The organism is Thalassospira sp. Z349TD_5 (assembly GCF_056173045.1).
The window spans coordinates 271,576-298,345 of record NZ_CM149654.1 but is presented as its reverse complement, the minus strand read 5'-3'; the positions used below and the strand labels follow the sequence as shown (position 1 = coordinate 298,345).

Sequence of the window (26,770 nt, the reverse complement as noted above, 5' to 3'; positions counted from 1 at the left end):
CGCGCCACCCGCTGCACAACAGCAAACAACTGTGACCGCCCCATGCAAGTCGCCTATGAACTGATCGCCGCCATCTTTCCGATCTTTGCCGCCATTCTGGTTGGGGCGGCACTAAAACGCTATCTGATCACCGGGGCGGATATCTGGGCCGGAATTGATCGGCTGACCTATTATCTATTGCTGCCGTCGCTTTTGATTGTCGAGATTTACCGGGCGGATTTCTCGAGCGGTAATGCTGGTACAGCTGTTACCGTCACTCTGTTTGCGACCCTTGGTCTGTCAGCAGTATTGTTGCTGTTGCGCCCCGTGATTACACGCAATACGCCGCTGTTCACGTCGATTTTCCAAGGATCAGTTCGCTATAACAGCTATGTGCTTCTCGCTGTTGCCGATGCGTTTTACGGCAGTGCGGGGCTTGCACTGGCCATTGTCTTTATCGCGGTGATGGTGATTGCCACCAATATGCTCGGCGTTGTGGTTCTAAGCGCGTTTAGCGGGGGCAAAAGCAACCTGAAACGCATCTTGGGCGGGATTGTCAAAAACCCGATCATTCTGGCTGCCGGGGCCGGGGCCCTCCTGAATATCAGTGATATTCACGTGCCGGTTCCAATCGAGAATACGGCGGCTCTGTTCAAGACCGCAGCCTTGCCGCTTAGCCTGCTGTCCGTTGGGGCCGGCTTGCGCTTTGTGCTGGACAAGCAGGCGTTAGGCGCAATTGCATTGGCCACCACCATCAAGCTTGCCGTCCTGCCGGTGATTACCGGCGTTTGCCTGTATCTGGCCGGTATAGATGGCATGGTTCTGGCCATGGGGGTTCTGTACGCCGGGATGCCGTGTGCTGGGAATGCCTATATCCTCGCACGTCAGCTGAATGGCGACCCTGATGCCATGGCGTCCATCATCACGCTTGAGACGTTACTCTCCGCCTTCAGCGTCGCTGTCATCGCCGGTGTATTGAGCATCAATTGAGGCCGCATGCGCGGCATACTCGCCGTCATAGCCACACGCCGCCAAACCAGCCCGCATCAATTCCGGCGGTGGGGCATCGACAATCACCGGATCACGTTCCACATGGAACGGCACGATGATCTGACGCGACAGCAGCATAAGCGTTGGGGGTTCACCAAAGATTGGCGGTTCATCCCCACGACCATAAAACGGGTCGCCAATCACCGGATGACCGATGTGGTCGAGGTGGACGCGCAGCTGATGGGTACGCCCGGTATGGGGTACAAGTTCCAACCATGTGATATCGGCCCCATCGGCATCCTTGCCCCGCCCCAGCACCTTGTACTCGGTCTTTGACGGTTGGCCGTCTTCGTGGACCAGCATGGTCCAGCCGCTTTCATCGTTGGTTTTCCCAATCGGGGCATCAATGAAACCATGATCATCGGCCAGCGCACCACGCACCACCGCCCAATAGGATTTACCGATCAGTTTCTCGGTAAACAGGCGGGTGATTTTTTTCGATGATTTTGGATGACGGCACAGCAACAGGCAGCCCGCCGTATCACGGTCCAGCCGATGGGCCAAAGTTGGTTCGGGCTGAATGCCAAATTTCAAATCAGGCAAATAGGCATCGACATGGAAATAGGTCTTCGGCCCACCATGAGACGCCAGTCCCGGCGGCTTGTTCAACACAATGATGTTTGAATCACGATGCAATACATGCGCGATGAGGTCTTCGGCGATCGGGTGAAGCATGGCGTGGCCTTTCATATCTGCCCCTGCTTACCCCATCCAGACATTTGCAGCAATGATCATGACGTTTGATCCACACTCCCCTGATGTGCGTAACAAGAAGAGATCACCAATACCGTGTGACACCAACATTTGTCGGGAAACGCCATGATTGCGGTCCGAAAAACTTTGCCTGCCTCTTTGACTGTTGCCACGATCAGTCTCCTGACCGGGCTGCTGATCAGCGCCAATGCCCGTGCTGATGACATTGCCGGGCCAAACGCAACAGGGAAGGTTGCGGAAATCTCGGCACTGACGTCTGCATTTGACAGTCCACAGACCTGTCGGAACTTTGACCCGATTGAGCGCTACGGCAATGAACTGCGGTTTCAAATCAGACGTAATGATTCCCCGGTCGGCAGTCACATCGTCCAATTCCATCGCGGCACCGACGGCATTCAGGTCGTCGCCCAAAGTAACATCGATATCTCGTTCCTTGGCTTTAACGCATACAGTTTCCGCTACCGATCTGAAAGCCTGTGGCAGGATGGCAAACTTGCAGCACTTTCGGTAAAGGTTGACGATGATGGCGAACAGACAACAATCAACGCGAAACAAGACAACGGACAGTTGCTGGTAACCGGCCCTGACGGTGAAAAGGATCTTCCCGCCGGGATTTTCCCAACAGACCACTGGAACTGTGGTGTTTTAAACAGCACATCTGTTCTCAACACGCTGACCGGCAATGCCAACGATGTGACAATTCAGGCCAAAGACCGCGAACAATTGCGCACGACCAGCGGGACGCTCATGGCAACGCATTTCACCTATAGCGGCGATCTCATCACCAACGCGTGGTATGATCAGGACGGGCGCTGGGTCGGGTTGCAGTTTGAGGCAAATGATGGATCGACCATCATCTATCGCTGTATGAATTGTATGACCAGAACCGGACAAAAGGATCGGGGATGATAAAAAGCTTCAAAACCATCTGGATTGTCGGCGCATCTGCTGGCATTGGCGCGACCTTGGCGGAAAAGTTCCAGAATTCCCCAACAGATTCCGACCAAAAGGTCATTGTTTCGGCACGAAATGCAGAACTCCTTGCAAAAACTGGCCGACGGCAAACCTGACATGAAAGCCGTGCCACTAGACATCACGGACGTCGATGCAGTCAAGGCGACCGTGGAGGCAATCGAAGATGAGTTTGGTCTGCCCGACTTGGTCGTTCTGGCAGCGGGCATCTATTCGCCTATGGCGGTTGACGCATTTAGTGCGGCAACCATCCGGGATCATGTTGAAACCAACTATATGGGCATCGTGAATTGTCTGGAGCCGTTACTGGCCAAAATGCGTGCCCGCAAATCGGGTGAAATTGCGGTTATGGCATCTGTTGCCGGATATCGTGGGCTGCCAAATGCCGGGGCCTATGGCCCGACCAAGGCGGCATTGATCAATTTATGTGAAACACTGCATGCCGAGCTGGAGGGAAGTGGCGTTTTATTGCGTCTGGTCAATCCGGGTTTTGTCAAAACGCGCCTGACCGAAAAGAATGATTTCGACATGCCTCATTTACAAACACCGCAGCAGGCCGCCGATTTCATGTATCGTGAGCTCTGTGAAAACAATGATTTTGAAATCGCCTTTCCACCGGCTTTTGTGCGTCAGTTAAAACTTGCGCGTATTTTGCCCTATCGGATCTATTTCAAACTGATGCGCAAAATGGTGAAAAAATGACCGACACAACCGACCGTCAACGCCACCTAGTCGCGGCCTATAGTGCCTATTATGAAAATCTGTCACCTGATACTGTCGATCAGTTATCAAGCATGGTGACGGCCGATTTCGCGTTCACAGATCCATTTACGACCGTGATCGGCCCCGACAAGGTTTGTGCCTATTTGGCCAAAACCTTTAGCGAAACCGAAAACCCGAAATTTGACGTCACGCACACGGCCTTTGACGGCGACATGGCCTTTCTGCGCTGGACATTCAGCGCAAGAATGCCGGTGATTGGTCAGTGGGACATTACCGGGATGACAGCGCTAACATTCAATGAAGACAAGAGCTTACTAACATCGCATGTCGATCATTGGGATGCCTCGCAAAATTTCTATGCCAAAATCCCGGTACTGGGCTGGTTTATTCGGCGGCTTGCACGGCGGGTTGCGGCTTTGTAAAGAACAGCGTTACTTCGCCGATCTCAAACCCCCACTTTTTCACCCGGGCGCGGTTCACCAGAACGCCGTCGGGCTGCAAGAACATCCAGTCATCAAAACTGACCCGCCACGCCCCGTCACCGACTTTTAAATCCATGTCATATGACCAGTTAAGCGCATTGCCATACTGACTGCCGATGGCATCGCCAATAATGTCGTCAGCCTGACCCTGATAGGAATGATCGCCTGTTTTGCGAATGGTCCAGACGCGCCGGTCTTTTTCGCCGTCGTCATAGAGAAACCGCTCGTCGAGTGTCAGAACATCGTTTTCGATGGTCCCGGTGATGTCAACGGTAAATTGACGGCGCAATTTCCCAAACCGATCCTCAAAAATCCCCCAGGCCCGGCTTTCGCCTTCGAAATAGTCGAACACATCGAAGCGGGGTTGTTTTTGCGCAAAGTCCTGCGGTTTCATCGACCCACATCCGGTTAGCACCACGATAAAAAACAGCACCATAGAATTTCGCAGCATCAGCTTGCTCCTGTTGTTTTTAAAGACCCAAGATCAAACGTTGCGGCGTAACAGGCGCCGACGAATGGCAACCTGATGTGATGCGTCCAACGGAAAACCCCACATCATCCCGATTGCTCCTGCTTTCAATACGATAGGGATCACCGCATAGATCAGCACCAGAACAATCAATGCCAAAGAATTATCAGAACGCCCCTCGGTCAAACCAAACGCCCCCAAAATGGGCAGGGCAATGCCCGCAGCCAACGCCATGGCAAGCTTGTTGGTCATATTCCAAAGTGCGAACAAAAGGGCCGTGCGGCGCTTACCAAACCGGAAGCGATCCCAGTCATCAACATCCGCCTGAATGGCGGGTGGCAAGGCAAGATCTGCCCCCAATGCCGCACCGGTAAAAATACAAATCACGGCAAAGCCAATCGCATCACCGGCATCAAGCATAGGGACAAACATAAACGCCACGATCGCAAGCACCATAGCCGCACACCAGATGCGGTGTTTCCCCATCCGGGCGGCCAAGACCACCCACAGCGGAATGGAAAAGATGGCAGCAGCAAAATAAAGCAGGATCAGAAGGTTTTCGGTTTCCTGATCAAGTTTGAGGTAGTAGCGCACAAAAAGCGGGAAGCAGACCGCAGGCAACCCGGCCGCCAGACCATTGATCATCCATGCAGACAAAAGACGTACGAACAAACCGTTCTGACGCAGGCTTCTGATGCCAAGGCGCACTGTAGCCTGAAGGCTGTCAGGGTTGCCGCCATCAGATGTTCTATGCTGCGCAACACGGTCAGGAACCCGCCAGATCATAAGGGCAATAAAGATCGCCCCAAGAATGATTGTCACGATGGCAAGCGTTTCTATTTCACCCGCCCGACTGGAATGGGTCATCACAACGGGTATTCCGCCTGCAAGGACAATGCCCAGCAATCCCGCCCCTTCGCGCATGGCGGTTATCGAGGTCCGTTTTTTATAATCTCCGGAAAGATCCGCCCCCCATGCAAGATAGGGCACCTGAAACAAAGTCCAGCCAAGAAACAGGATGCTGGCCCATAAGAACAAGTAACCCGCACTCGGGCTTGGCGGCGGTGTAAACAGGAACCAAAGCCCGATGCCCGCAACCACCGCACCAATACCGACCCATATTTTACGTTGGCCACTACGGTCCGAAAGCCACCCCGCCAGCGGATCTGTCATCATGTCGATAATGCGCACCAACAACAAAACAGCGCCCGTGATGCCAAGCCCAAGACCAAGATCGTCGCCATAGTAGCTTGGCAACAACACATACGCCGGAATTGTCGGCACGGCCGCCGCCATCGCCGGAAGTGCATATAAAACCGATGAAAGTCTGCTGGTATCAGGATGGGGCATTGTTGGGGTGCTCAATCACAAACAAACCAACGTTGATCGAACCCTGCTCGAACCCGGTTTCGCAGTAGGCGAGGTAATATTCCCACATGCGTTTGAACCGCTCGTCAAACCCCTGTTTGGAGATATCCTGCCATGCGTGTTGGAAACGGCGCTGCCATTCCGCCAAGGTGCGGGCATAGGACTGGCCAAAGAATTCAGAATGTTGCAAATACAGACCGGCATCATTCACCGCTTTTACCAGTGCGGTCGGGGACGGCAACATGCCGCCGGGGAAGATATAGCGCTGAATGAAATCAGCCCCCTTGCGATAGGTTTCAAACCGGTCATCATCAATTGTGATGATCTGCAAAACCGCCTTGCCGCCGGGGCGCAATCGTTTTCGGATCATGTCGAAATAGTTTGGCCAGTGTTCTTCGCCTACGGCCTCGAACATCTCAATCGAAACGATTTTATCGAATTTTCCGTCCTGCTCGCGGTAGTCGCGCAGGACAATGTTTGTGCGATCATTAAGCCCCTGCATCAAAAGACGGCGGCGGGCATAGGCATGCTGTTCGTTCGATAAGGTCAAACCGGTCACATTGCAGCGGTATTTCGCCGCTGCCAGTTCGGCAAACCCACCCCAGCCGCATCCAACTTCAAGTACAGTTTCACCCGGTTGAAGACGTGCCAAATCGCAAATACGTTCGTATTTCGCATCCTGGGATGCTTCAAGCGTCACGTCGGATTTCGTGCAATAGCCAGACGAATAGGTCATGCCCGGATCAAGCCACGCCTCATAAAACCGGTTGCCCAGATCGTAGTGATAGGAAATGTTGCGTTTTGAGCCTTCAAGCGTGTTGCTGTTGCGTAAATGGCCTAGGCGGGCAATCGTACGCGACAAGAAACCACCCGCGAGCCGGGCCTGAACGATGGCCTCATTGAGCATCGCAACACGCATCAGACGGGTAATGTCCGGGCTGCTCCAGCCACCATCCATGTAAGCTTCGGCAAAGGCAACGTCCCCACCCGTTGCCAACCGGCGCAGAGCATCCCAACGGTGGACCTGAATAACGGCCTGAAGGTCGGTTTTCTGTTCGCCGGTAAAATGCAGACTTTCGCCATCTGGCAAAATGGTCGTCAGTCGACCGTAATGCAGATGCGCAAGAACATGGCGTAGCATCGATTTCAAAATACTGCGACTGCCCGTCATGCTGCCAAGCATCGGGACGAGACGATCACGCAGGGGATTACCAAAAACAGAAGCAGTACGATTGCGGTTGGGCATTTCTTGTTATCTCTTTCCTGCTTGGGCCGCCTTCGTCCCAGTTGCCAGCACGTATGTCACCGGATGTGATGGTGGGGCTGGTCGTTTGTGGAATGTCATCCCTTTGCGCCACAGAAGGAGGGCCTCCCAATGGATTCCCGCGACAACTTTTAATGTCATCAGCGGATAACGGATGAACGCTCCTAATAGTTTACGGTCAGACAATTCATTTCGATCACCCGCAAACACCGCATTTAGAAACGCCCCCTTGGCATCGGTTTCGCGAATGCCCAGCGCCACATTGTCGCCCGGCATACGAATGCGGAAATGATAATCGGCCTCCATATCGATAAAGGGCGATACATAAAATCCCTTGGCACAGGACTGACGAAGCACACCTTTTTTATCGATATCGTTTTCCCCGACCGGGATCAGATAGCTATGACGATCACCAAAGGTGTTTGACACTTCATAGATCACCGCCCCCACCGATCCATCAGACCGGTGACAAAAGTAAACAGACAGCGGATTAAACACGAACCCCAGCAATCGCGGATAACACAGCAACTCGATCTTGTGCGCGCAATCGCCCAGATCATTGGCGGTTAAAACCGTCTCAAGCCGGGTACGCAAATCGGTTTTTGCGCCTGCTGCTATGCCGCCGCCTTTGATGCTGCCATGATCGCTATCGTGAAATGAAAACAGGTTGAACCGATTGCGGCTGAACAATCGAAGTCGTGCCGCGATATCGTCGATTTCATCAAGATCAAGCAGGAAGGAAAACACCCGATACCGCAATTTATGCTTTTTGGGGCGCAGGCGATGATGGGTGACGACACCCTCATATAAGGCAGAGGCGAATTTTTGCGTCATGCGGCCTCGCTGCCTTCCACAGGGGCACGTTCGGTAACGTGAATGCGCCCGCTTTCATTTTCGACCGTCCATGGTCGGCGGACGTTACCAAGGGCCTCGGCAACCGCAAGGCCCGACTGAAGGCCATCTTCATGGAAGCCATAGCCAAAGTAACTGCCGCAATACCAGATGTTATCCACCCCCTGTATCGACCAAAGGTCTTTCTGGGCGGCCATCGCACCGGCATCAAACAACGGATGATCATACAGGAAAGACCGGATGACACTTCCGTCACGCGGATGCTGGGCCGGGTTCAGTGTGACGAAAAGCGGTTTTGCATCATCAAGGTGTTGCAAACGGTTCATCCAATAGGTCACGCAGACTTTTTGTTCACCATCCTGTTCTTCAGCCAGATAGTTCCAGCTTGACCAAACCTTGTGATTTTTTGGCATCAGGCTTTCATCATCATGCAGGATCGCCAGATTGCGTTCGTACTTGAAGGCCGACAGCAACCCACGCACCCGAGGGTCCGGGGCATCTTGCAGTGCCAGCGCCTGGTCGCCGTGGCAGGCCAGAACAACGTGGTCATATTCATCACGTTTGCCGTATCGGTCTTCGACATATGCCCCGCCCGATGCGGTGCGCCCGACCTTTGCAATCCCACGATCAAGAACAACACCGCCGGAAATACCCGCCGTCATGCGTTTTACATATTCACGCGATCCACCAATAACCGTACGCCATTGCGGTCGGTCCTTGATTTGCAGAAGCCCGTGATTTTGGCAAAACCGAACAAAAGCCGCGAGCGGATAGGCCATCATGGTATCAACCGGGGTTGACCAGATCGCGGCCCCCATTGGCAAAAGGTGATCGTTGATGAAGGACTGCGAGTACTTATTGTCACGCAGATAATCGCCAAGACTGGTTGCTTCTGCGGTGCCATCCTTGAGCGCGGCCGGGGCTTCACGGTAAAACCGTAAAATGTCACGCACCATTTTCCAGAAACGCGGGCGCAGAATGTTGCGTTTTTGCGCAAACAGGGCGGCCAAATCTGCCCCGCCATATTCAAGGCCACCATTATCCATGGAGGCGGCAAACGACATATCGGTTTCTGTCGTTTTCACATCAAGATAATCAAACAATGCGCAAAGATTGGGATAGCAACGGGTGTTATAAACAATAAAACCGGTATCAACCGGCGTATCCCCGGCATCAACAGTGTTGGAATGGCCGCCGGGGCGGTCGTCCTTTTCATATAACGTCACATTGTGGGACTGGCTTAACAGCCACGCGGCGGAAAGCCCGGATATACCCGACCCGACAACCGCTATATTTAGTTTCCCCGACGTGACGTTGTTCATATGCGTTTGGCCCGCTTGCAGTGTTATAATTAAAACTACATATAATTACGCAAGACACCAAGTTCTGGATCACTTGTGCGTTTGCCTCAACCAAGTTTGTAAGTGACTGGCAAAAACATATAATTAGCAGTGATCCGATAGTTCACGGCCGTCGTAAGATTTTGCATGATGAACATGATCTTGGCGCGGCCCCAAGGGGGACCAGAAACCAGAATGAGCGGCACCTTTACCAAACGCCCCGGTCCGGTTGACCCGGTCGAGGCAAAGAAATGTGCCGATTGGATCGTTTCCGTTGCGGCAACACGGAACCGGGAGGCGTTTGCGCGTCTGTTTGCGCATTTTGCCCCACGGGTTAAGGCGTATATGTTCCGGTTTGGTGGCAATTCTGAAACCGCCGAAGAACTGGCACAGGAAGCAATGATGCAGGTTTGGCGTAAAGCACATCTGTTTGATCCTTCAAAGGCCGCCGCAAGTACATGGATCTTCACAATCGCCAGGAACCTTCGCATTGACAGGTTCCGGCAACGCAAACATATCGAGGTTGATGATTCTGACACGGCATTGATTGTTGATACGGACCCGCTGGCAGACGAAGTTGTCAGCCGTGATGAGCACGCGGTCCTTGTTAAAGCTGCAATGGAAGAATTACCAACCGACCAAAAGATCGTTGTTGAATTGTCGTTTTTTGAAGATTGCTCGCACAGCGAAATTGCGGAGCGCCTTGATATCCCGCTCGGAACGGTAAAATCCCGATTGCGGTTGGCTCTTGGCAAGATGCGTGGCGGACTGGAAGATCTCGCATGAATATTAAACATCATCCAACAGACCAAACCTTGATGGATTACGCCAGTGGCACGATGTCGCAGGCGATGGAACTTCTTGTGGCAACGCACATGACCGTATGTCCGCACTGCCGCGACAAAGTTGCCGAATTTGAAACCATGGGCGGGGCTGTTCTTGAAAATGTGACCCGCATGGAAATGGCCGATCATTCGCTTGATCACGTGATGGCAATGCTCGAACGTGAAACCGCCAATGAAAACCCGGCAGTGCAAGAATTACCAATGACGCGCAGGATTGCCGTCGGGGAAAGCATCACTGGAAGTGCCATGCCGTCGATACCCACTCCGTTGGTCAAATTTTTGCCCGACAACGTGCTGTCACTTGAAGATGTGCCGTGGAAGACGCTTGCACCGGGTGTTAAGCATTTTCAGCTGAAGTCGGTCGAAAGCAAAGGCACGGTACGCCTGATGAAAATCGCACCCGGCGTTTCGATCCCCGACCATGGCCATCACGGTCATGAGATGACCTTGCTGCTTAAAGGGTCCTATATCGATGATATCGGGCGGTTCCGGGCGGGTGATGTGGCCGATCTGGATGATGATGTTGATCATCAACCGATTGCCGATACTGCCGAAGAATGCATTTGCCTGATTGCCACCGATGCCCCGATGAAATTCAGCGGGTTTTTGCCAAAATTGCTGCAACCTTTCTTTGGCATTTAAGGCACGATTACCAAATCCAACTGCGTCCCAACGCAGAAAGCCCCGTTGGCAAACTTGCCAACGGGGCTTTTGTTTTAAAGCATGTTTGCGATTTTATTCCGCAGGCACCAGCCAGCGTATTGTGTGATGCCCCGGTCCCGGCAGTTTGCATGTTTTTGCCAGCCAGCTTCCGATGACATCAAGGTCCTGATCGAACTGCCACGGCGGATTGATCACCAAAAGTCCGGCCCCGCGCATGCGTCCTTTGGCCCCACCATGGTCGGCGGCCAGTTCGGCACATAAAACCCCGCCTTGCGATTTGATCGCGCCAATCGATTTGCGAAGGTCTGCATCAAAGCCATCTTCAAGGATCGGGTACCACAGCATAAAGGTGCCCGTCGGCCATTTATCCCATGCGCTTTGCAGGGAATGAGCCGACCGTTGATAATCCTGTTTTACGTCGTAACTCGGATCCATCAGAACCAAACCACGCCGGATGGCGGGCGGCATCATGGCAACCAGTCCTTCGTATCCATCGCGTTTATGCAGATGAATGCGCGGATCACGTTTCACCCGGTGATACAGGGTTTCGTTTTCACGTGGATGGAGTTCCATCAGAACCAGTTCGTCTTCATCACGCAGCATTTCGCGCACAATAAACGGTGATCCCGGATAGAACGGACCGGCATATTCATCCGTGTCCCGCACACCATACTCGCGCCCGTTGGCAACAGGATCAAAGCGGCTGACATGATCCATGTAGTCTTGCAGCATTTCAGGCGCGTTTTTGCCCGCCTGTGCAGCACCAATACCACCATGCCACTCGCCGGTTTTTGCGGCCTGGTCGCTGCCAAGGTCGTACCATCCCGAACCGGCATGTGTATCAATCACGCAGAACGGTTTTTTCTTTTTGCGCAGATGCGTCAAAATCAACCAAAGGGCCGCGTGCTTGTGCAGATCGGCAAAATTTCCGGCGTGATAGCCATGCAGATAACTCAGCATCGCGGCTTATCCTTTCTTCGGACGTGACCGGTGGCGGCCGGGTTTCTGGGGTTTGGATTTGTTTGGCACGGCATCCGCCTTGCCACCCGATTGATGTTTACGCGGCGGCTTGGCCGATCCGGGGGACAGGCGGCGATGGGTTGCGGGCGGTGCATCAACCTCGATCACGCGATGTTCGCCTGGCGCAATGCCTTCAAGCGTCCAGTCGCCAATTGCATGGCGGATCAGGCGCAAGGTCGGAAAACCAACCGCTGCGGTCATGCGGCGCACCTGACGGTTGCGGCCCTCGGTAATGGTCAGCTCAATCCAGCTTGTCGGGATTTCTCTGCGATAGCGCACCGGTGGATCGCGTTCCCAAAGATTTGCCGGTTCATCAATCCGGCGCACCTTTGCCGGAAGTGTCATGCCATCTTTAAGCTCGACCCCGTCGCGCAGCGCATCAAGCGCCTCATCGGTCGGCTCCCCATCGACCTGCACCAGATAGGTTTTCGGCTTTTTGTATTTGGGGTGGGCAATCTGCGCATTGAGCGGCCCATTGTCCGTCAGCAACAGTAACCCTTCGCTATCGCGGTCAAGCCGACCAGCGGCATAGACACCGGGCTGTTTGATATAGTCAGCCAGCGTCGCCCGACCGTTTTCACGGTCGGTAAACTGGGTCAGAACGCCATACGGCTTGTTCAAAAGGATCAGTTGCGCCACGGCGCGCATAAAACCAGCTTTGCGGCAGCTGTCAACACATCCCCATATGCCAAATGCCATTTTGTCGGCAAAGGATCACGTTCCAGTCCACCGCGCGACGCATAAACATCAGTCGCGGATCAGATATTCCATGGTGGTCACAACCCGAACGGTTTTATTGATCTGGCTGGCTTCATTCATATTCGGTGCACCGTCCGCTGCCAAAATCTGAAACAGTCCTTGTGTCGCGCGGCGGATCCCACCCAACTGACCACCGGAGTCGGCGGCGAACTGCAAGGCAGCTTCGCGGGCATTGGCCGTCGCGGCAGCAATCATTTCGGGTTTGATGTCATTCAGTCCAGTGAACATATAACTTGGGCCGGGGTTATAGCCCTGCCCACCCAGAACGATCCCGCCCTGAAGCAGTTTGCCGATATCCTGTGATGCGGCAACAACCGCCTTCACGTCGTCGGTTCGGACCTGAATGGTCTGATTGACGATATAGCGGCTTTCAATTGGGCCAGAACGATATGATTGGGCGAGCTGATCGGTGACCTGAAGGTTTTGCAGTTCGGTCATTTCCTTTGAAATGCCGTGGCTTGCCAGAAAATCGATCAGCGTCTTGGTATCGGCCTCAGTTTTGGCCTGTGCTGTTTGCAATACATCATCGGTTGCAACAAAGGTGATCGGCCACACCGCCCGGTCTGCCTGCACATTCTGCTCGGCCAATCCCTTAACAGTGACATAGCGATCAAGCGATCGCATGTTTGCGATACCGTTACCAACAAACCACCCTGCCCCGGCAATTGCCACACCGACGATTACGGCGGCGGCGACCTTGACCAAACCAGACGACTGAACCATGACTTTGCCTCTTCCCAATCCAATGCGCGCCGAAATGAATTATATCTGCGCAAATCATACCTTTAATTACGATCTATCAACATAAAAAGCGGCAACAGAGAGGCAGTGTATTCGCAGGAAATTCATCATCAAAGCAGACTTTGAATGCATTCAAAAACTGTCGCATTCTGATATCACCCATGATAAAAGCCCCGCATACAGAAAGGGGCAGGGTATACTGCTTCGTCACAATTAAATGTCACAAGAGGTCATCATGCTGCGTTCGGAAATCAACGCCTGCATCGAGCATGCAAAAGAACTTTACGCGTCCATTTCCTTTAAACTTCCTGTTTGGGGCCATTACAGCCCGGACCAGTGGGCCGCAGAATCCGATCTGGCAAAATGGTGCCGCGGGCATCAGATGGGCTGGGATGTGACGGATTATGGCGAAGGTAATTTTGCCAAGCGCGGTTTGATCCTGTTTTGCCTGCGCAACGGCATTCTGCGTCAGCCCGGCGAGGTTCCTTATGCCGAAAAGATCATGATTGTCGGCGAGGATCAGGAATGCCCATGGCATTACCACAAGGTCAAAATGGAAGACATCATTGTGCGCGGCGGCGGCAACCTTGTGATTGAGCTTTGCAACCTGACCGAAGATGATCAGATGGACCGGGTCAATGACGTACATGTCCGTACCGACGGCAAGCTCAACATCCTGCCTGCTGGCGGCAAGGTTGTGCTCGAACCGGGGCAAAGCGTCACCCTGCCGCGAACCCTTGTGCACCGCTTTTACGGCGAAGTTGGCAAAGGTCCGGTTATTGTCGGCGAAGTTTCACAGGTTAATGATGATCTTGCCGATAACTATTTCTTTGATTGTGATGCGCGCTTTACCAAGATCGAAGAAGACGTCGCTCCAATCCACCCACTTTGGAATGAACTGCCTGCGCAGTAAGACCGCCTCATAGAGCAAGCAAACAAAAGCCCCGCAATTTTTCTTTGCGGGGCTTTTGCATTTTCAATCGGTTCGATGGCGTCCTAAGCCCTTGCTTATTCAGCGGGCGGAAGGTCATTTTTGTCGCCAAGAATTTCGGTAAACTCCGGCATGTCACGCAGAGGTTCGAATTCTTCTTCTGTCCAGGCCGGTTGACGCATGGATTCAGAAAGTTCGATCGCACGTTGCAAATCGGCAAGGGCGGCTTCGCGGAACCCAAGCCCAGCATTTGCGCAGGCCCGTTGATAGTGACCATTGGCACTTCCGGGTTCTTCAGCCAGCAGCCGATTGCACAGGCTTAGCGCCCAGTCGCGATCTCCAAGTTGAAGGGCGGCATCCGCCTTATAGGCCATGACTTCCGGGTCACCCGGTGCCAGTTCAAGAATCTTGTCATAAGTTTCGATTTTTGAACGCGGGTTCGTGACCTGATTGGCTTGCAGCCACAGTGCGTGGATTTCCTGAGTGCGTTCGATTTCGTGCTGATGCTCGTTGATCACCTTGGATTTCAAACGCAATTCATCCTCAAGCGAAGTCAGGCGTCGTTCGAATTCTTCGGACAAACGTTGCAATTCCGTATTGGCAAGATTGCGCACGCTTGACTTCAACTCACGCAATGACTGCCAGCCCAGCATGGTCAGAAGCGCACCGACAGCGGCCACGAAATAAAAGAAATACGTCACGGTATTGGATGAATAGGAAATCGCCTTGTCGATGGCTTCAAGCTGCCGGTTGACGACTTCGCGCATCAATTCCGCGCGCATACCCTGCATTTCAGTACGCAGGCTTTTCAGTTCATCAAGAACATAACGTTCCATCAATGGCGGCATGTTGGTGCGTTCTTTGGCATCCACCGGGCTAAAATCGACATCTGGCACCGCATCGAATGCATCACCCGACTTGGTATCCTGACGGATTTCAGGCTCCGACGTTTGGGCAAACCCCGGTTGTGCGGCGAAAATACCTGCCAATATCAAAAGTGCCGCAACAAAAGTTGCGCGTCGCAAAGCCCATCGCAAAGACAGTGTCACCATCCCCGTGTTCCTCTTTTTATGATTTGGTCACGTTACCCGCGTAACGCTTAGAATCCCATAGAAAGCGTTTCAAAAATGCAAACAGGTGTAGTCAAACAACCAAACTATGTTGCAGCATGATTGCAGCCTTGCATGTATGCGCACTGACAAAGGGCACGTTTATCCGTATAAGCGGTTCGGTATTTAAAAATTCAAACGGGTCGGTTCTGCGTGAAAAATATTGATGTTCTTGTAATCGGTGCAGGTGCTGCGGGCCTGATGTGTGCCATCGAAGCTGGCAAGCGCGGCCGGTCTGTTGTGGTGGTCGATCATTCCGACAAACCCGCCGAGAAAATCCGTATTTCGGGCGGCGGGCGATGCAACTTCACAAACATCCACACCAGCCCGGAAAACTTCCTGTCGCAGAACAAGCGGTTCTGTGTATCCGCCCTGAAACGCTATACCCAGCATGATTTCATCGAAATGGTGAACCATCATGAAATCAGCTGGCATGAAAAAACGCTGGGCCAGTTGTTCTGTGATGAGAGTTCGTTTCAGATCATCGATATGTTGCTTGATGAATGTGATGCTGCAGATGTCACCATTCGCCTGAACACGGAAATTTCCAATATTATCCGTCGCGACGATGGCGGGTTTGACGTAACGACACGCACGGGCGCACAATGGACGTGTGCATCGCTTGTGGTGGCATGTGGCGGGCTTTCAATCCCGAAAATCGGGGCAACCGGATTTGGCTATCAGATTGCACGTCAGTTCGGATTAAACATCATCCCGACCCGGGCGGCTTTGGTGCCGCTGACGTTTGATCCTGAGTTGCGCGCGCAAATGGGTCAGTTATCGGGCATTTCGGTTGATGCGGTGGTTCAATGCAACAAAAAGCAATTCCGCGAAGGATTGCTGTTCACCCATCGTGGTCTTTCAGGCCCATCCATTTTGCAGATTTCATCTTATTGCGATGAAGGCGACGGCATTGTGGTGAACCTCAACCCCGAAGAAGACGCCTTTGATCTTTTAAAATCGGCCAAAAGTGAAGCCCCAAAACAAGCCGTTCACACAGTACTGTCACGCATTCTGCCCAACCGGTTGGCGCAGATGATCACGGCACGTCATGACCTTGAACGCCCGATTGGCGAAACCGGTGACAAGGCGCTTCGCAAGCTGGCGATGGATGTCAATCAATGGGCCGTCATGCCAAACGGAACCGAAGGATACCGTACTGCCGAGGTGACGATTGGCGGGGTAGATACCAACGAGCTGTCATCAAAAACCATGGAATGCAGAAGCGTTCCCGGGCTGTATTTCATCGGAGAAGTTCTTGATGTGACAGGACATCTTGGCGGATTTAATTTCCAGTGGGCCTGGTCATCTGGCTGGTCTGCCGGGCAAGTTGTCTAAGGTCGAAATTCGTTTACACACCCCAACCATTAGGCGCATATATAATGTGTGTGTTTCCTCATGTGGGAACAAATAGAGTCCTTGGCCGTTTCATGATCAAGCGCGGTGTTAAATGCCGCAGCAACAAATAATGAGGTTTGGACATGTTTGAATATGGTGGGATACTTGGTTTAATCATTTTGATCGCCGATATCTGGGCGGTCATTAATATTTTGGGCAGTGGTGCGAGCACCGGGTCGAAAGTTCTTTGGATTGTACTTGTTCTTGTTCTGCCGGTCTTGGGCCTGATCATCTGGCTGTTTGCCGGTCCGCGTAGCGGGCGCGCCTAAGCCCGAAAGATTTCAGCTGGAAACAAAAGCCAGCATCTAAAACAACAAAGCCCGACAGCAAGCTGTCGGGCTTTGTGCATTTTCAAATACCTGCCGCGAAAATCGCAATCGCACCAGCCATCGCAAGCCCAATCCGCACAATCAATGGCCGTGGTGATATCAGGCCATACGATATGGCGGTCAAACCAACAGCAACCTTCAGTCCTGCTGCAATCGCCCATACAGGGTCTGACCCAAGATCAATCAGGGATGCATTGGCCACCATCGCCAACGGCACGATATACAGCCCAATACCCAACGCCATTGCAGTGCCCGCAACCTTGAGCCAGTTTTCTTCGACCATGCCCGCAGCAATGAAAACCGCGCCACAAACCGGAGGTGTGATAGTCGAGAGAAGTGCGAACCAGAAAACAAACAGATGTGCCTGCAAAGGATCAAGGCCAAGCTCGATCAAGGCAGGACCGGCAACCGACACGCAGATCACATAGGCCGCTGTTGTTGGCACTTCCATGCCCAAAATCAAACAGGCCAATGCGGTCAGAAGCAAAGCTGGCCAGAGCATCCCGCCCGAACCGGATAAAAGCAGCGATGTGATTTTCACCCCAAGTCCGGTTAGCCCAAGCACACCAATCACAATCGATGCACATAGAATGATCGAGCCGATCATCGCCACCTGACGCCCCGCATTCAAGCAGACATCGGTGAAACGGTCCTTGGTGCGCGCCAGATCAAACGACAGATTTCCATCCAAGAACAGCAATACCGCCCCGACAACAAGGGCCAAACAGGCCGAATATTGCGGCGTATAGCCCCCACCAAACATGCCCCAAAGCAGAATGGTGAAGGGGACAAGGAAAAAGCACGACGTGATGATAACCACGCGCATGGTTGGTCGATCTTCCTTTGGCACACCGGGAAGATCAAACCGCATGGCAAAGGCGTTAATCCCGACCCATACCGCAAGGAAATAAAGGAATGCCGGCAAGGTCGCGGCAACCATGATATCGACATAGGGTCGCCCGGTGAGTTCAACCATGACAAAGGCACCTGCTCCCATCAAAGGTGGCATGATCTGCCCGCCAGATGAGGCCACCGCCTCAACCGCAGCCGCAAGACGTTTGGGATACCCAAGCCGCGTCATGGCGGGTAAAGTAATCGCACCGGTCGATGCGACGTTGGCCGATGCCGATCCCGAAATGGAGCCAAACAGAGCAGATGAAATAACCGATACTTTTGCCGCACCGCCCTTAAGACGCCCTGCAGCCGCACCGGCAACATTCATAAAGCCCTGCCCGGCTTCGCCAGCATTTAGAACCGCACCGAAAATCACAAAAATCGCAACAATACTGACCGATACACCGGTCAGGCTGCCCCAAAGGCCGCCTTCGGCAATGGTCAATGTGCCCAGCATGCTTTCAACCGGAAGCCCCGCATGGCCAAATTCGCCCGGAACATATTCGCCAAACAGCGCATAAAGCAAGGCAATGCCCGCAACCATCGGCAAGGGCCAGCCAATGGCGCGGCGCGCCATTTCCAGAACAATCCCCAAAAGGGCGACGGCAATGGCGATCTGGTCATTGCCCATCAGAAAACCATACTGATCAGCAAGACTGCCATGATTTAAAACAATCCAGCCACACCCGATCAGGCCAATCACAGTCAGGATCGCGCCAGATATATTTTGCGCCCGTGTTTTGGCAACAAAGATCAGTGCCCATGGCAAAGCAAGCGCCATATGGATCGGACGGCTGACAAGATTGGGGACGAGGCCGGAAAAAATCAGCCAAAGGTGAAATGCAATCGAAATTGCACCAAGCATAATCCAGATGGGGCGAGAAATGGCCGACATGTTTATTCAGTTTGTTGGATAAAGAAGGGCCCGGCAGGTACGCCGGGCCTGTTATGTTTTATGGGCAATCAGGTGTTAGCGCTGATCATCGCGGACCGGGAAACCGGCCTCGGCATAATAACGCAATGCACCGGGATGAATTTTGCCCGCGATATTGCCCAGCATGTCTGGGGAAACACCATTCCACCAAGACGAGCTTTCACCCATTTTGGCTTTTTGCTCCCAGAATGTCTTGGTCAACTGATAGGCGGTTTCGTCATCCATCTCGGTCGTTGCAAAGGCCACAACCGACAGCGAAGCGGTTGTGATGTCTTCGTCCTGACCGCTATAGGTTCCTGCAGGAATAACCGTTTTGTCGCGTTTGGTCAGCGCAAGCTGCTCATCGGAAAGTGACAGGACATTGACGTCCGTTCCGGCCGCTGCTTCGATCACGTTCGGCGCAGGCCAGGAGCCCGCGGTAACGAAACCATCAATCTGACCGTTTTTAAGCGCGGCAACCGCGTTGGAAAGTTCGGCATCGGCCAGCTCAACCTTACCGCCAAGACCAAACAGATCGAGGTATTTTTCACCTTCTTTTGCCCCGAAGGACCCTTTGCCCAGAAGGATGGTTTTGCCTTCAAGGCTGGCGAAGTCCGTCGCACCGGAATCACTGCGCATTACAAAATGCATGGTCAGGGACGGGATCGGGAACAGGGCACGAACGGCTTCGAATTTTTCCGTCGGGCGCCCTTCAAACGGGCCTTTGCTGTTTTGGGCCAATCCGACCAAACCGGGCGGGGAGGTAAACACGTAGTTGCCCGAACGAACCATGGCTTCCATGACGTTCTGAACCGATCCCTGGCTTTCTTCGACCGTAACAATCACGTCACCATTGGTGCCGGTTTTCATCGCTTCGGAAAGCTGTGCAGCCATCTGGTAATAGGATGACGCAGCTTTGGCTGATTTCAGGGTGACACGGGTTTCGGCCTGTGCGACAGACGCCGCAGACAGTGCCATGATACCGGCGGTAATTACGCCAAGTGTACGCAGAATATTCAAGGCTTCCTCCCCTTGCATGAGCGATCCGCTTGTCGGCTTTGAATGCCGAACTTCGCAGCGAACCTTTCGTTGGTGGCAATAAGCGCAAAATACAGCCCCGTTTCAGGAGCGTTTTGGCAAAAATGACCCAAATTCACGGCCATAGAAAGCATGAAGTACATGAAGGTCAAGCTGCTTATGCGATTTCACAGCCTGTCAGAGATGTAAACCTTACGCCAAACGGGTCAGTTTTCACATGGCAGTTGTGCAAAACCGACGCTATTCGCGGCCAGGCTTCACGCTTAAAGGGACACAAGCATTCCCAAGGGAACATAACGCACAGAGCAGCGTTGATCTCGGGAACGGTTGTAAATCGTTTTAGCTCAGTACGTTGTAATGATTGACAGCTTTCCCACCCTTGCCGCAGGGTAGTTCCTGCATCACCAGAATTCAGTTGAGGATTCCATGCCGCGTTCGCCGGTTGCCCTGATTATTGCATTGTCTGCGACGTTGTTTGCCGCCTTTGCGCTTAACAGCGGGTCATCTTTGCAATCATCCCTGTTGGCGCTACGCGCTTCGGCAGAAGGATTCTCTCCGGTTTATACTGGTATCATCATGGCATCCTACTATATCGGCTTTGTCGCCGGGATTGTCTGGGGTGCCAGCCTTGTGAACCGGGTGGGTCACATCCGGACCTTTGCCGCCCTTGCATCCGCAGGTTCGGCGATCACGTTGCTCCATGCTGTGTATGTTGATCCGCTGACATGGTCGCTGTTTCGTGCCATGACCGGTCTTTGTCTTTCCGGCCTCTATCTGGTGGTGGAAAGCTGGTTGAATGCGCAGTCCGACAACACGTCACGCGGCAGCACAATTGCGATTTATATGACGGTGTCACTCGGTGGTCTGGCAATTGGCCAATTGCTGCTGAACATGTCACCAATCAGCAGCTTTGAGCTATTTACCGTTGCGTCGGTCTTGCTGTCGCTGTCGCTTGTTCCACTTGCTTTAACCCGTCAGCCACCGCCTTCTGCGGTTAGTGGCGAACGCATGACGTTTCGTCGTCTTTACAAGATATCACCACTGGGATTTGTCGCCGCATCCGGTGCCGGGGTCTTGTCCGGGGCGATTTACGGTGTTGGGCCGGTCTTTGCCGCCGAACTGGGTTTAAGCACGCAAAACGTCGCCTATTTCATGTTTTTTGTCATTCTGGGCGGCATGATCATGCAGTTCCCGATCGGCAAGCTTTCTGACATTGTGCCGCGCCAATACGTGATGATTGTTGTCTTACTTGGTCTTGCTGTTTGCGGGCTGATCCCGCTTGTCATCCCCGACGTGATCAAAGACAACCTGACACTTTGGGGCGGGATCACCGGGGTCTTCATCATGCCGATCTATGGATTGGCTGTGGCCTATGTAAATGATTACCTCGAACCCGAAGACATCGTGCCTGCATCGGGCGGCCTTTTGATTATTTATGGTGGCTCAGCCGCAGCGGGTCCATTGCTAGGGTCGAGCGCAATCGGGTACTTTGGCCCCTGGGCGCTGCCATTCCTGTTTTCCGTCATCGGGATTCTGGTTGCCGGATTTGCCATTTACCGTGCTGGGTTCGGTCGTCGCATCTCCCTCGAGGAGCAAGGTCAGTTCGTGGCGGTTCCGCGCACAACCCCTATGGCGTTTGAGCTGTCATCGATTACCGATGAAGTTCCCGACGAAAGCGCGGACAGCTCCACAAAAGACTCTTCGCAAGAGACCTATGAGGTCAGCGACCTTTTGACGCCGGATGGCACAGCACATCCCGACGACTATGGGCATGTCGCAGTCGATGAGGATGACGAAAGCGCGAAACCAGAAGCGAAATAAGAACGAGATTTATCAGGCTGCAGTCCCAAATCGGGATGCAGCCTGAATTATAATTGGGCATCACCGCTATTTGGTGTTCACACAACCATATGTAATGGCATGTTTAATACGTGCCCGGCTGCCGTTCGATCATGGCGCACCACAGGCCGTGCCCTGCTTTTTGCGCGAGAACACGTCGGCCTTTTTGGGCCAATGTCAGGAAAATCAACGTTCTTTCGCCACTGCCGCATCTTATGGACAGCATTCCATAATGCGGAAAACATCCCAAAATAATAAAACCTGCTGTGGACCCACTGCGGTTTGAGACCATATGTTGTCTCAAACGTTATCGCGGGGTTCAGGATTTTCATGCCGGTTCCCGTGACGGTTCCAAGTCTGGTGAGAGTAAACATGACCCAACGCATCCAAAAAGGTGGCCTTCAGATCGCATCGGTTTTGCATGATCTGATTGCCAACGAAGTCATTCCGGGAACGGGGATCAGTTCTGATCAGTTCTGGGCGTCGTTTGAAAAACTCGTCACTGAACTGGGGCCACGCAACAAAGCACTTTTGGCAAAGCGTGATGAGCTGCAGGCCAAGATCGACGAATGGCATGTGTCGCGTCAGGATCAGGCACGTGATCCGGTTGCCTATAAGAACTTTTTGATCGACATCGGCTACCTTCTGCCGGAAGGCGATGATTTTTACATCAGCACCACCAATGTTGATCCGGAAATTGCCCGTGTTGCCGGGCCGCAGCTTGTTGTGCCTGTGATGAATGCACGGTATGCGCTTAATGCGGCCAATGCCCGTTGGGGCAGCCTTTATGACGCGCTCTATGGCACAGACGTCATCGACGATGCCGATGGCAAAGAAAAGACCAAGGGCTTTAACCCCAAGCGTGGGGCTGCTGTTGTGGCCTATGCGGCGAACTTCCTTGATGAAGCCGCCCCGCTTGCAACCGGCCATCATGCGGACGTTACAAAATATGAAGTACGCGATGATGGATCGGGCTGGTGGACACTGGTGGTGACCCTGTCTGATGGCAGTGAAAGCGCGCTTGCTCAGCCATCCCAGTTTATTGGCTACAACGAAAAGAACGGCGCACTTTCCGAAATTCTGCTGCGCAAGCACAGCCTGCACATCGAAATCTGCATTGATCCCACCCACCCGATTGGCAAAGAACATGCCGCAGGTGTCTCTGACGTGATCATGGAATCGGCGGTCACAACCATTCAGGATTGCGAAGATTCTGTTGCTGCCGTTGATGCAGAAGACAAGACCCTTGCCTACCGTAACTGGCTTGGCCTCATGAAGGGTACTCTTGAGGAAAAGTTCGAAAAGGGTGGCAAGACGGTAACCCGTCGCCTGAACCCGGACCGGACCTATAAGGGTGTTGACGGTCACGAAGTCGTTCTGCCGGGCCGTAGTTTGATGCTGGTGCGTAATGTCGGCCATCTGATGACGTCCGACGCGGTTCTTGATGCCAACGGCAATGAAGTTCCCGAAGGCTTCCTTGATGCCATGATCACAGGCCTGATTGCCAAGCATGACGTTGAAGGCAAGAACGAATTGGCCAATTCACGCCATGGCAGTGTCTATATCGTGAAACCGAAAATGCACGGCCCAGAAGAAGTCGCCTTGACCAGCGACCTGTTTGCCTTTGTCGAAAATGCGATTGATGTGCCCGAACACACGCTTAAGGTCGGCATCATGGATGAGGAACGCCGCACAACGGTAAACCTTAAGGAGTGCATCCGGGCTGCCAAAGACCGTGTTGTCTTCATCAATACCGGTTTCCTTGATCGAACCGGTGATGAAATCCACACCAGCATGGAAGCTGGTCCTATGGTTCGTAAGGACGCGATGAAAGATCAATACTGGATCGCGGCCTATGAAAACTGGAACGTGGATGTTGGTCTTCAGTGCGGCATGAAAGGCGTTGCGCAGATCGGCAAAGGCATGTGGGCCAAACCTGATCGCATGGCCGAAATGATGGACGCCAAAATTGGCCATCCCAAGGCCGGTGCAAAATGCGCATGGGTTCCTTCACCGACCGCCGCCACCCTGCACGCCATTCACTATCATCAGGTTGATGTTCGGGCAGTACAGGATGAAATCGGCAAACGTGAACGGGCCAACCTTGATGATATCCTGGCGATCCCGCGTCTTGGCGACATTAAACCAATGCCAAGCGAAATTCAGGAAGAGCTTGATAACAACGCGCAAGGCATTCTGGGCTATGTCGTTCGCTGGATCGACAGTGGTGTTGGCTGTTCCAAAGTGCCTGACATCAATGATGTTGGCCTGATGGAAGACCGGGCCACTTTACGTATTTCGAGCCAGCATATCGCCAACTGGATGCACCATGAGCTGTGCACCAAAGAACAGGTCATGGAAACCCTCAAACGTATGGCTGCGGTCGTTGACAAGCAGAACGCCGGGGACCCGACCTATCGCAATATGGCACCGAACTTTGATGACAGCGTTGCCTTTGCAGCAGCCTGTGATCTGGTCTTCAAAGGCCGTGAACAGCCAAATGGCTACACCGAGCCGGTTCTTCATGCCCGTCGCCGCGAAGCCAAAGCGAAATACGGCGCATAAACACCGCCTTTACAATCGATCCCAAAACAAAGCCGCCCACATCGTTGGGCGGCTTTTTATTGCACAAAGTTCTGCAGCATAAATTGCAGCATTTTAATCTCTATGCACCCAGTGTCATGATCTCATAGCCTTTGTCGGTGACGACAAGCGTGTGTTCATATTGCACCGTGGCATCGCCAGTATCAGAAAACAGCGTCCAGCCATCATCACAATCCACCGCCCATTTTGCCCCAAGAGACAGGAACGGCTCGATGGTGATCACCTGCCCTTTTTTAAGGGTCCGGCGTTCTTTGGGATCATCCCATGTCGGGATGGTATGAGGATGTTCGTGTAGTGATTTACCAATACCGTGGCTCGCGAGATTGCGGATCAGGGTATAGCCGCCCTTACGCGCGAAGTTTTCGACCTTAAGCCCGATTTCGCGGATGGGTGCCTTGTCGCGGACAACCTTGATCCCGGCCCACATGGCTTTTTTGCCATCGTCGCACAGTTTGATCAGTTCGGGTTTTGCCGCACCACAGATAAAGCTAGCCCCGGTATCGGAAAAATACCCATCAAGGGACGCGGAAACATCAATGTTAACCAAGTCGCCATCCGCAAGAACCTGATCCCCGGGAATGCCATGGGCAACGGCTTCGTTGACACTGATGCAAGTCGCACCGGGAAACTTATATTCGCTTTCCGGGGCTGAAACGGCCCCTGCATCTTCAAGAACCTTTCGCCCGATGAGGTCAAGTTCCGCGGTGGTGATGCCGGGTACTGCCGCAGCCCCCATAACGTCCCGCGCGCGCGCACAAATGCGGCCAATACGACGCAGATGATCGAGTTCTTTATCCGATGAAATTGTCATGAGTTGGTTATTACGATGCCGTGCTGCGAAGTCAAGAAAACCCGTTTTCGACAAGCCACATAAATGCAGATGTGGCTACTTCGCGATATCTTCAGCATTAGCCACGCCCTTGCACTTCACCAGATATTTCATGACCGGACGGCATATCCCGCAAGACAGAATGGTTCATTGTACCCTGCCCATTCCATAACCATTCGATACAACAATAACACTATACTTAAATTTGATAGTATATTTGAAAATCAGGATGTTGATGGCCACAATGCACGACGAAAACCAACCAAACACCAACATGTACAACCCGCAACCAAATAGGGTGCTATGACCATTACCCAAATTATCTATTGGCTTGAACTGGCGGGCGTTGCGGTGTTTGCGATCACAGGCGCACTTGAAGCATCCCGACGCCAGATGGATGTTGTCGGCTTTGTCCTAATCGCGACCTTTACCGGCATTGGTGGTGGGACAGTGCGTGATGTGATTACCGGGGAAACGCCGGTTTTCTGGATCAAGGATCCGGCCTGGATCATTACCTGTATTGCCGCGGCGATCTTTACCTATTTTACGGCCCATCTTGTCGAGCGGCGCTATGTCGCGCTGATCTGGCTTGATGCACTCGGGCTTGCACTTTTTGGCGTCACCGGGGCGGCCATTGGATTGAACCTTGGTGTTTCGCCACTTGTTGCCATCATCCTTGGCATGATCACCGCAACATTTGGCGGCATGGTCCGCGACGTGGTTTGTAATGAAATCCCGCTTATCCTGCGCCCAGAAATTTACATCAGCTGTGCTTTTATGGGCGCCAGTATTTATGTGGTTGGCACAGATATTCTTGAACTTCCCCGTGGCCCGATTGCTTTCATCGCATTCTTTGCCGCCTTTATCCTGCGCGCTGCCGCAATCAAGTTCAAACTGGGGTTCCCGGTCTATAAAGCACGTCCGGGGCGGGAGTATTGATCAGCGTCATTTTGGTTTTTACGAAACATGCGCTTTGTAAACCCAAACGAAAGACGTTGGAAAATAAACTTGTCTTCGGCAGACATTCAAAATAGGCAAAAAATGTCCAATCCGGTTCAGGGTATATTGCAAACAGCAGACGATTTTTTTGCGAAAGGCAACTTTCGTGAGGCTTCACGGAAGTATCTTGAGGTGTTACGCATACAATCTGATCACCCAGTTGCCCTGCATCACCTTGGACTATGTTGCTACCGGACGGGTTCGCACGAACAGGCAAGAAATCTGATATTCCAATCCGTTTCTATTCAGCAAAACAATGCAGTAGCCCACGACCATCTCGGCGTTGTTTTGGTTGCCTTAAACGATTTTATACACGCAGAGGCCAGCTTCAAAAGCGCTATCGCTATTCAACCAAGCTATGTTGATGCCTATCATAATCTGGGTGCGCTTTTGATAAAGCAGAAACACTATTCGCGCGCGCTTGCGATACTCGAAAGCAGCCCAAGCACGCCCAAAGGTGCGTTAAGTAGACACAAACTTCTCGGCCAAACGCACTTGCTTCTTGGTAACACGGATCAGGCGTTAACCCACCTAGAACAGGCACTGATGCAGAGATCATCAGATCCTGACGTATTGTCTGACATCGCAACCGCGCTCGAAAAACAAAGTTGACACTCCGAGGCCTTAAAGTTTCACAGCCTCGCCA

27 protein-coding genes are annotated in these 26,770 nt (G+C 52.9%); 14 read left to right on the top strand and 13 right to left on the bottom strand.

Going from position 1 to position 26,770, the window contains the following annotated elements; translation table 11 throughout:
- Nucleotides 1–42 precede the first annotated feature (42 nt).
- Nucleotides 43–969, top strand: a complete 927-nt coding sequence (locus AC0VXT_RS01380) for an AEC family transporter (RefSeq protein WP_475547208.1) — start codon at nt 43–45, stop codon at nt 967–969.
- Here AC0VXT_RS01380 and AC0VXT_RS01375 read toward each other — a convergent pair.
- Nucleotides 916–1,704 (bottom strand): RluA family pseudouridine synthase, encoded by a 789-nt coding sequence (locus AC0VXT_RS01375; protein ID WP_475547207.1) that lies wholly within the window; start codon nt 1,702–1,704, stop codon nt 916–918. The two genes, AC0VXT_RS01380 and AC0VXT_RS01375, sit on opposite strands and share 54 nt — an antisense overlap.
- 144 nt (nt 1,705–1,848) lie before the next feature.
- Between AC0VXT_RS01375 and AC0VXT_RS01370 the strand changes: the two genes are divergently transcribed.
- From AC0VXT_RS01370 to AC0VXT_RS01355, 4 genes are read left to right on the top strand one after another with little or no spacing between them, the layout of a single operon-like run.
- Complete coding sequence (locus AC0VXT_RS01370) at nt 1,849–2,652, top strand: DUF6134 family protein (protein ID WP_475547206.1); 804 nt, start codon at nt 1,849–1,851, stop codon at nt 2,650–2,652.
- Nucleotides 2,649–2,813 (top strand): hypothetical protein, encoded by a 165-nt coding sequence (locus tag AC0VXT_RS01365; RefSeq protein ID WP_475547205.1) that lies wholly within the window; start codon nt 2,649–2,651, stop codon nt 2,811–2,813. Before AC0VXT_RS01370 ends, AC0VXT_RS01365 begins: the two co-directional genes overlap by 4 nt.
- Nucleotides 2,785–3,417, top strand: coding sequence for an SDR family NAD(P)-dependent oxidoreductase (locus AC0VXT_RS01360; RefSeq protein WP_475547204.1), 633 nt, complete (start codon nt 2,785–2,787; stop codon nt 3,415–3,417). The genes AC0VXT_RS01365 and AC0VXT_RS01360 overlap by 29 nt, the downstream gene beginning before the upstream one ends.
- The gene (locus tag AC0VXT_RS01355; RefSeq protein WP_475547203.1) at nt 3,414–3,860 is read left to right on the top strand and encodes a nuclear transport factor 2 family protein; all 447 of its coding nucleotides are present in this window, start codon (nt 3,414–3,416) and stop codon (nt 3,858–3,860) included. Before AC0VXT_RS01360 ends, AC0VXT_RS01355 begins: the two co-directional genes overlap by 4 nt.
- Here AC0VXT_RS01355 and AC0VXT_RS01350 read toward each other — a convergent pair.
- From AC0VXT_RS01350 to AC0VXT_RS01330, 5 genes are read right to left on the bottom strand one after another with little or no spacing between them, the layout of a single operon-like run.
- Entirely contained in the window at nt 3,823–4,371 is a 549-nt protein-coding gene (locus tag AC0VXT_RS01350; RefSeq protein WP_475547202.1) for a DUF3833 domain-containing protein, read from the bottom strand. The two genes, AC0VXT_RS01355 and AC0VXT_RS01350, sit on opposite strands and share 38 nt — an antisense overlap.
- A 33-nt stretch (nt 4,372–4,404) precedes the next feature.
- The gene (locus AC0VXT_RS01345) at nt 4,405–5,739 is read right to left on the bottom strand and encodes an MFS transporter (protein WP_475547201.1); all 1,335 of its coding nucleotides are present in this window, start codon (nt 5,737–5,739) and stop codon (nt 4,405–4,407) included.
- Complete coding sequence (locus tag AC0VXT_RS01340; protein WP_475547200.1) at nt 5,726–7,003, bottom strand: class I SAM-dependent methyltransferase; 1,278 nt, start codon at nt 7,001–7,003, stop codon at nt 5,726–5,728. The genes AC0VXT_RS01345 and AC0VXT_RS01340 overlap by 14 nt, the downstream gene beginning before the upstream one ends.
- 6 nt (nt 7,004–7,009) lie before the next feature.
- Entirely contained in the window at nt 7,010–7,855 is an 846-nt protein-coding gene (locus AC0VXT_RS01335) for a DUF1365 domain-containing protein (protein WP_475547199.1), read from the bottom strand.
- Nucleotides 7,852–9,195, bottom strand: a complete 1,344-nt coding sequence (locus AC0VXT_RS01330) for an NAD(P)/FAD-dependent oxidoreductase (protein ID WP_475547198.1) — start codon at nt 9,193–9,195, stop codon at nt 7,852–7,854. The genes AC0VXT_RS01335 and AC0VXT_RS01330 overlap by 4 nt, the downstream gene beginning before the upstream one ends.
- A 165-nt stretch (nt 9,196–9,360) precedes the next feature.
- On the opposite strand from AC0VXT_RS01330, the gene AC0VXT_RS01325 reads away from it, so the two are divergent.
- Together AC0VXT_RS01325 and AC0VXT_RS01320 are read left to right on the top strand one after the other, a co-directional pair.
- Complete coding sequence (locus tag AC0VXT_RS01325; protein ID WP_475547197.1) at nt 9,361–9,999, top strand: sigma-70 family RNA polymerase sigma factor; 639 nt, start codon at nt 9,361–9,363, stop codon at nt 9,997–9,999.
- Nucleotides 9,996–10,700: a ChrR family anti-sigma-E factor gene (locus AC0VXT_RS01320; RefSeq protein ID WP_022731759.1), complete on the top strand. Its 705-nt coding sequence runs from the start codon at nt 9,996–9,998 to the stop codon at nt 10,698–10,700. Before AC0VXT_RS01325 ends, AC0VXT_RS01320 begins: the two co-directional genes overlap by 4 nt.
- Before the next feature lie 93 nt (nt 10,701–10,793).
- Here the strand turns inward: AC0VXT_RS01320 and AC0VXT_RS01315 are convergent, their stop codons facing one another.
- From AC0VXT_RS01315 to AC0VXT_RS01305, 3 genes are all read right to left on the bottom strand, one after another.
- Nucleotides 10,794–11,681: a 23S rRNA (adenine(2030)-N(6))-methyltransferase RlmJ gene (locus tag AC0VXT_RS01315; protein WP_475547196.1), complete on the bottom strand. Its 888-nt coding sequence runs from the start codon at nt 11,679–11,681 to the stop codon at nt 10,794–10,796.
- A 6-nt stretch (nt 11,682–11,687) separates the two neighbouring features.
- The gene (locus AC0VXT_RS01310; RefSeq protein WP_475547195.1) at nt 11,688–12,380 is read right to left on the bottom strand and encodes an rRNA large subunit pseudouridine synthase E; all 693 of its coding nucleotides are present in this window, start codon (nt 12,378–12,380) and stop codon (nt 11,688–11,690) included.
- 108 nt (nt 12,381–12,488) lie between these two features.
- The gene (locus AC0VXT_RS01305) at nt 12,489–13,223 is read right to left on the bottom strand and encodes an SIMPL domain-containing protein (RefSeq protein WP_475547194.1); all 735 of its coding nucleotides are present in this window, start codon (nt 13,221–13,223) and stop codon (nt 12,489–12,491) included.
- 253 nt (nt 13,224–13,476) lie between these two features.
- Between AC0VXT_RS01305 and AC0VXT_RS01300 the strand changes: the two genes are divergently transcribed.
- Nucleotides 13,477–14,154, top strand: coding sequence for a D-lyxose/D-mannose family sugar isomerase (locus tag AC0VXT_RS01300; protein WP_475547193.1), 678 nt, complete (start codon nt 13,477–13,479; stop codon nt 14,152–14,154).
- A gap of 95 nt (nt 14,155–14,249) precedes the next feature.
- Here the strand turns inward: AC0VXT_RS01300 and AC0VXT_RS01295 are convergent, their stop codons facing one another.
- Nucleotides 14,250–15,224, bottom strand: a complete 975-nt coding sequence (locus tag AC0VXT_RS01295) for a tetratricopeptide repeat protein (RefSeq protein ID WP_475547192.1) — start codon at nt 15,222–15,224, stop codon at nt 14,250–14,252.
- A gap of 210 nt (nt 15,225–15,434) precedes the next feature.
- Between AC0VXT_RS01295 and AC0VXT_RS01290 the strand changes: the two genes are divergently transcribed.
- Both AC0VXT_RS01290 and AC0VXT_RS01285 read left to right on the top strand, forming a co-directional pair.
- The gene (locus AC0VXT_RS01290; RefSeq protein ID WP_475547191.1) at nt 15,435–16,619 is read left to right on the top strand and encodes a BaiN/RdsA family NAD(P)/FAD-dependent oxidoreductase; all 1,185 of its coding nucleotides are present in this window, start codon (nt 15,435–15,437) and stop codon (nt 16,617–16,619) included.
- Between the two features lie 143 nt (nt 16,620–16,762).
- A complete protein-coding gene (locus AC0VXT_RS01285) occupies nt 16,763–16,948 on the top strand; it encodes a PLDc N-terminal domain-containing protein (RefSeq protein ID WP_022731766.1) in 186 nt (61 codons plus the stop codon).
- An 82-nt stretch (nt 16,949–17,030) separates the two neighbouring features.
- Here AC0VXT_RS01285 and AC0VXT_RS01280 read toward each other — a convergent pair whose 3' ends face one another.
- Both AC0VXT_RS01280 and AC0VXT_RS01275 read right to left on the bottom strand, forming a co-directional pair.
- The gene (locus AC0VXT_RS01280; protein ID WP_475547190.1) at nt 17,031–18,797 is read right to left on the bottom strand and encodes a TRAP transporter permease; all 1,767 of its coding nucleotides are present in this window, start codon (nt 18,795–18,797) and stop codon (nt 17,031–17,033) included.
- Nucleotides 18,798–18,872: 75 nt separating this feature from the next.
- Nucleotides 18,873–19,835: a TAXI family TRAP transporter solute-binding subunit gene (locus tag AC0VXT_RS01275; RefSeq protein WP_475547189.1), complete on the bottom strand. Its 963-nt coding sequence runs from the start codon at nt 19,833–19,835 to the stop codon at nt 18,873–18,875.
- Nucleotides 19,836–20,279: 444 nt separating this feature from the next.
- Between AC0VXT_RS01275 and AC0VXT_RS01270 the strand changes: the two genes are divergently transcribed.
- A complete protein-coding gene (locus AC0VXT_RS01270) occupies nt 20,280–21,674 on the top strand; it encodes an MFS transporter (RefSeq protein ID WP_475547188.1) in 1,395 nt (464 codons plus the stop codon).
- A gap of 390 nt (nt 21,675–22,064) precedes the next feature.
- Nucleotides 22,065–24,257, top strand: coding sequence for a malate synthase G (locus tag AC0VXT_RS01265; protein ID WP_475547187.1), 2,193 nt, complete (start codon nt 22,065–22,067; stop codon nt 24,255–24,257).
- Nucleotides 24,258–24,357: 100 nt separating this feature from the next.
- On the opposite strand, the gene map is transcribed toward AC0VXT_RS01265, so the two are convergent.
- Nucleotides 24,358–25,107, bottom strand: a complete 750-nt coding sequence (map, locus tag AC0VXT_RS01260; protein WP_475547186.1) for a type I methionyl aminopeptidase — start codon at nt 25,105–25,107, stop codon at nt 24,358–24,360.
- A gap of 321 nt (nt 25,108–25,428) precedes the next feature.
- Here map and AC0VXT_RS01255 point away from each other — a divergent pair, with 321 nt between their 5' ends.
- On the top strand, nt 25,429–26,064 hold the full coding sequence (locus AC0VXT_RS01255; protein ID WP_022731774.1) for a trimeric intracellular cation channel family protein: 636 nt from the start codon (nt 25,429–25,431) through the stop codon (nt 26,062–26,064).
- Nucleotides 26,065–26,133: 69 nt separating this feature from the next.
- The gene (locus AC0VXT_RS01250; RefSeq protein ID WP_475547185.1) at nt 26,134–26,736 is read left to right on the top strand and encodes a tetratricopeptide repeat protein; all 603 of its coding nucleotides are present in this window, start codon (nt 26,134–26,136) and stop codon (nt 26,734–26,736) included.
- Nucleotides 26,737–26,770 lie beyond the last annotated feature (34 nt).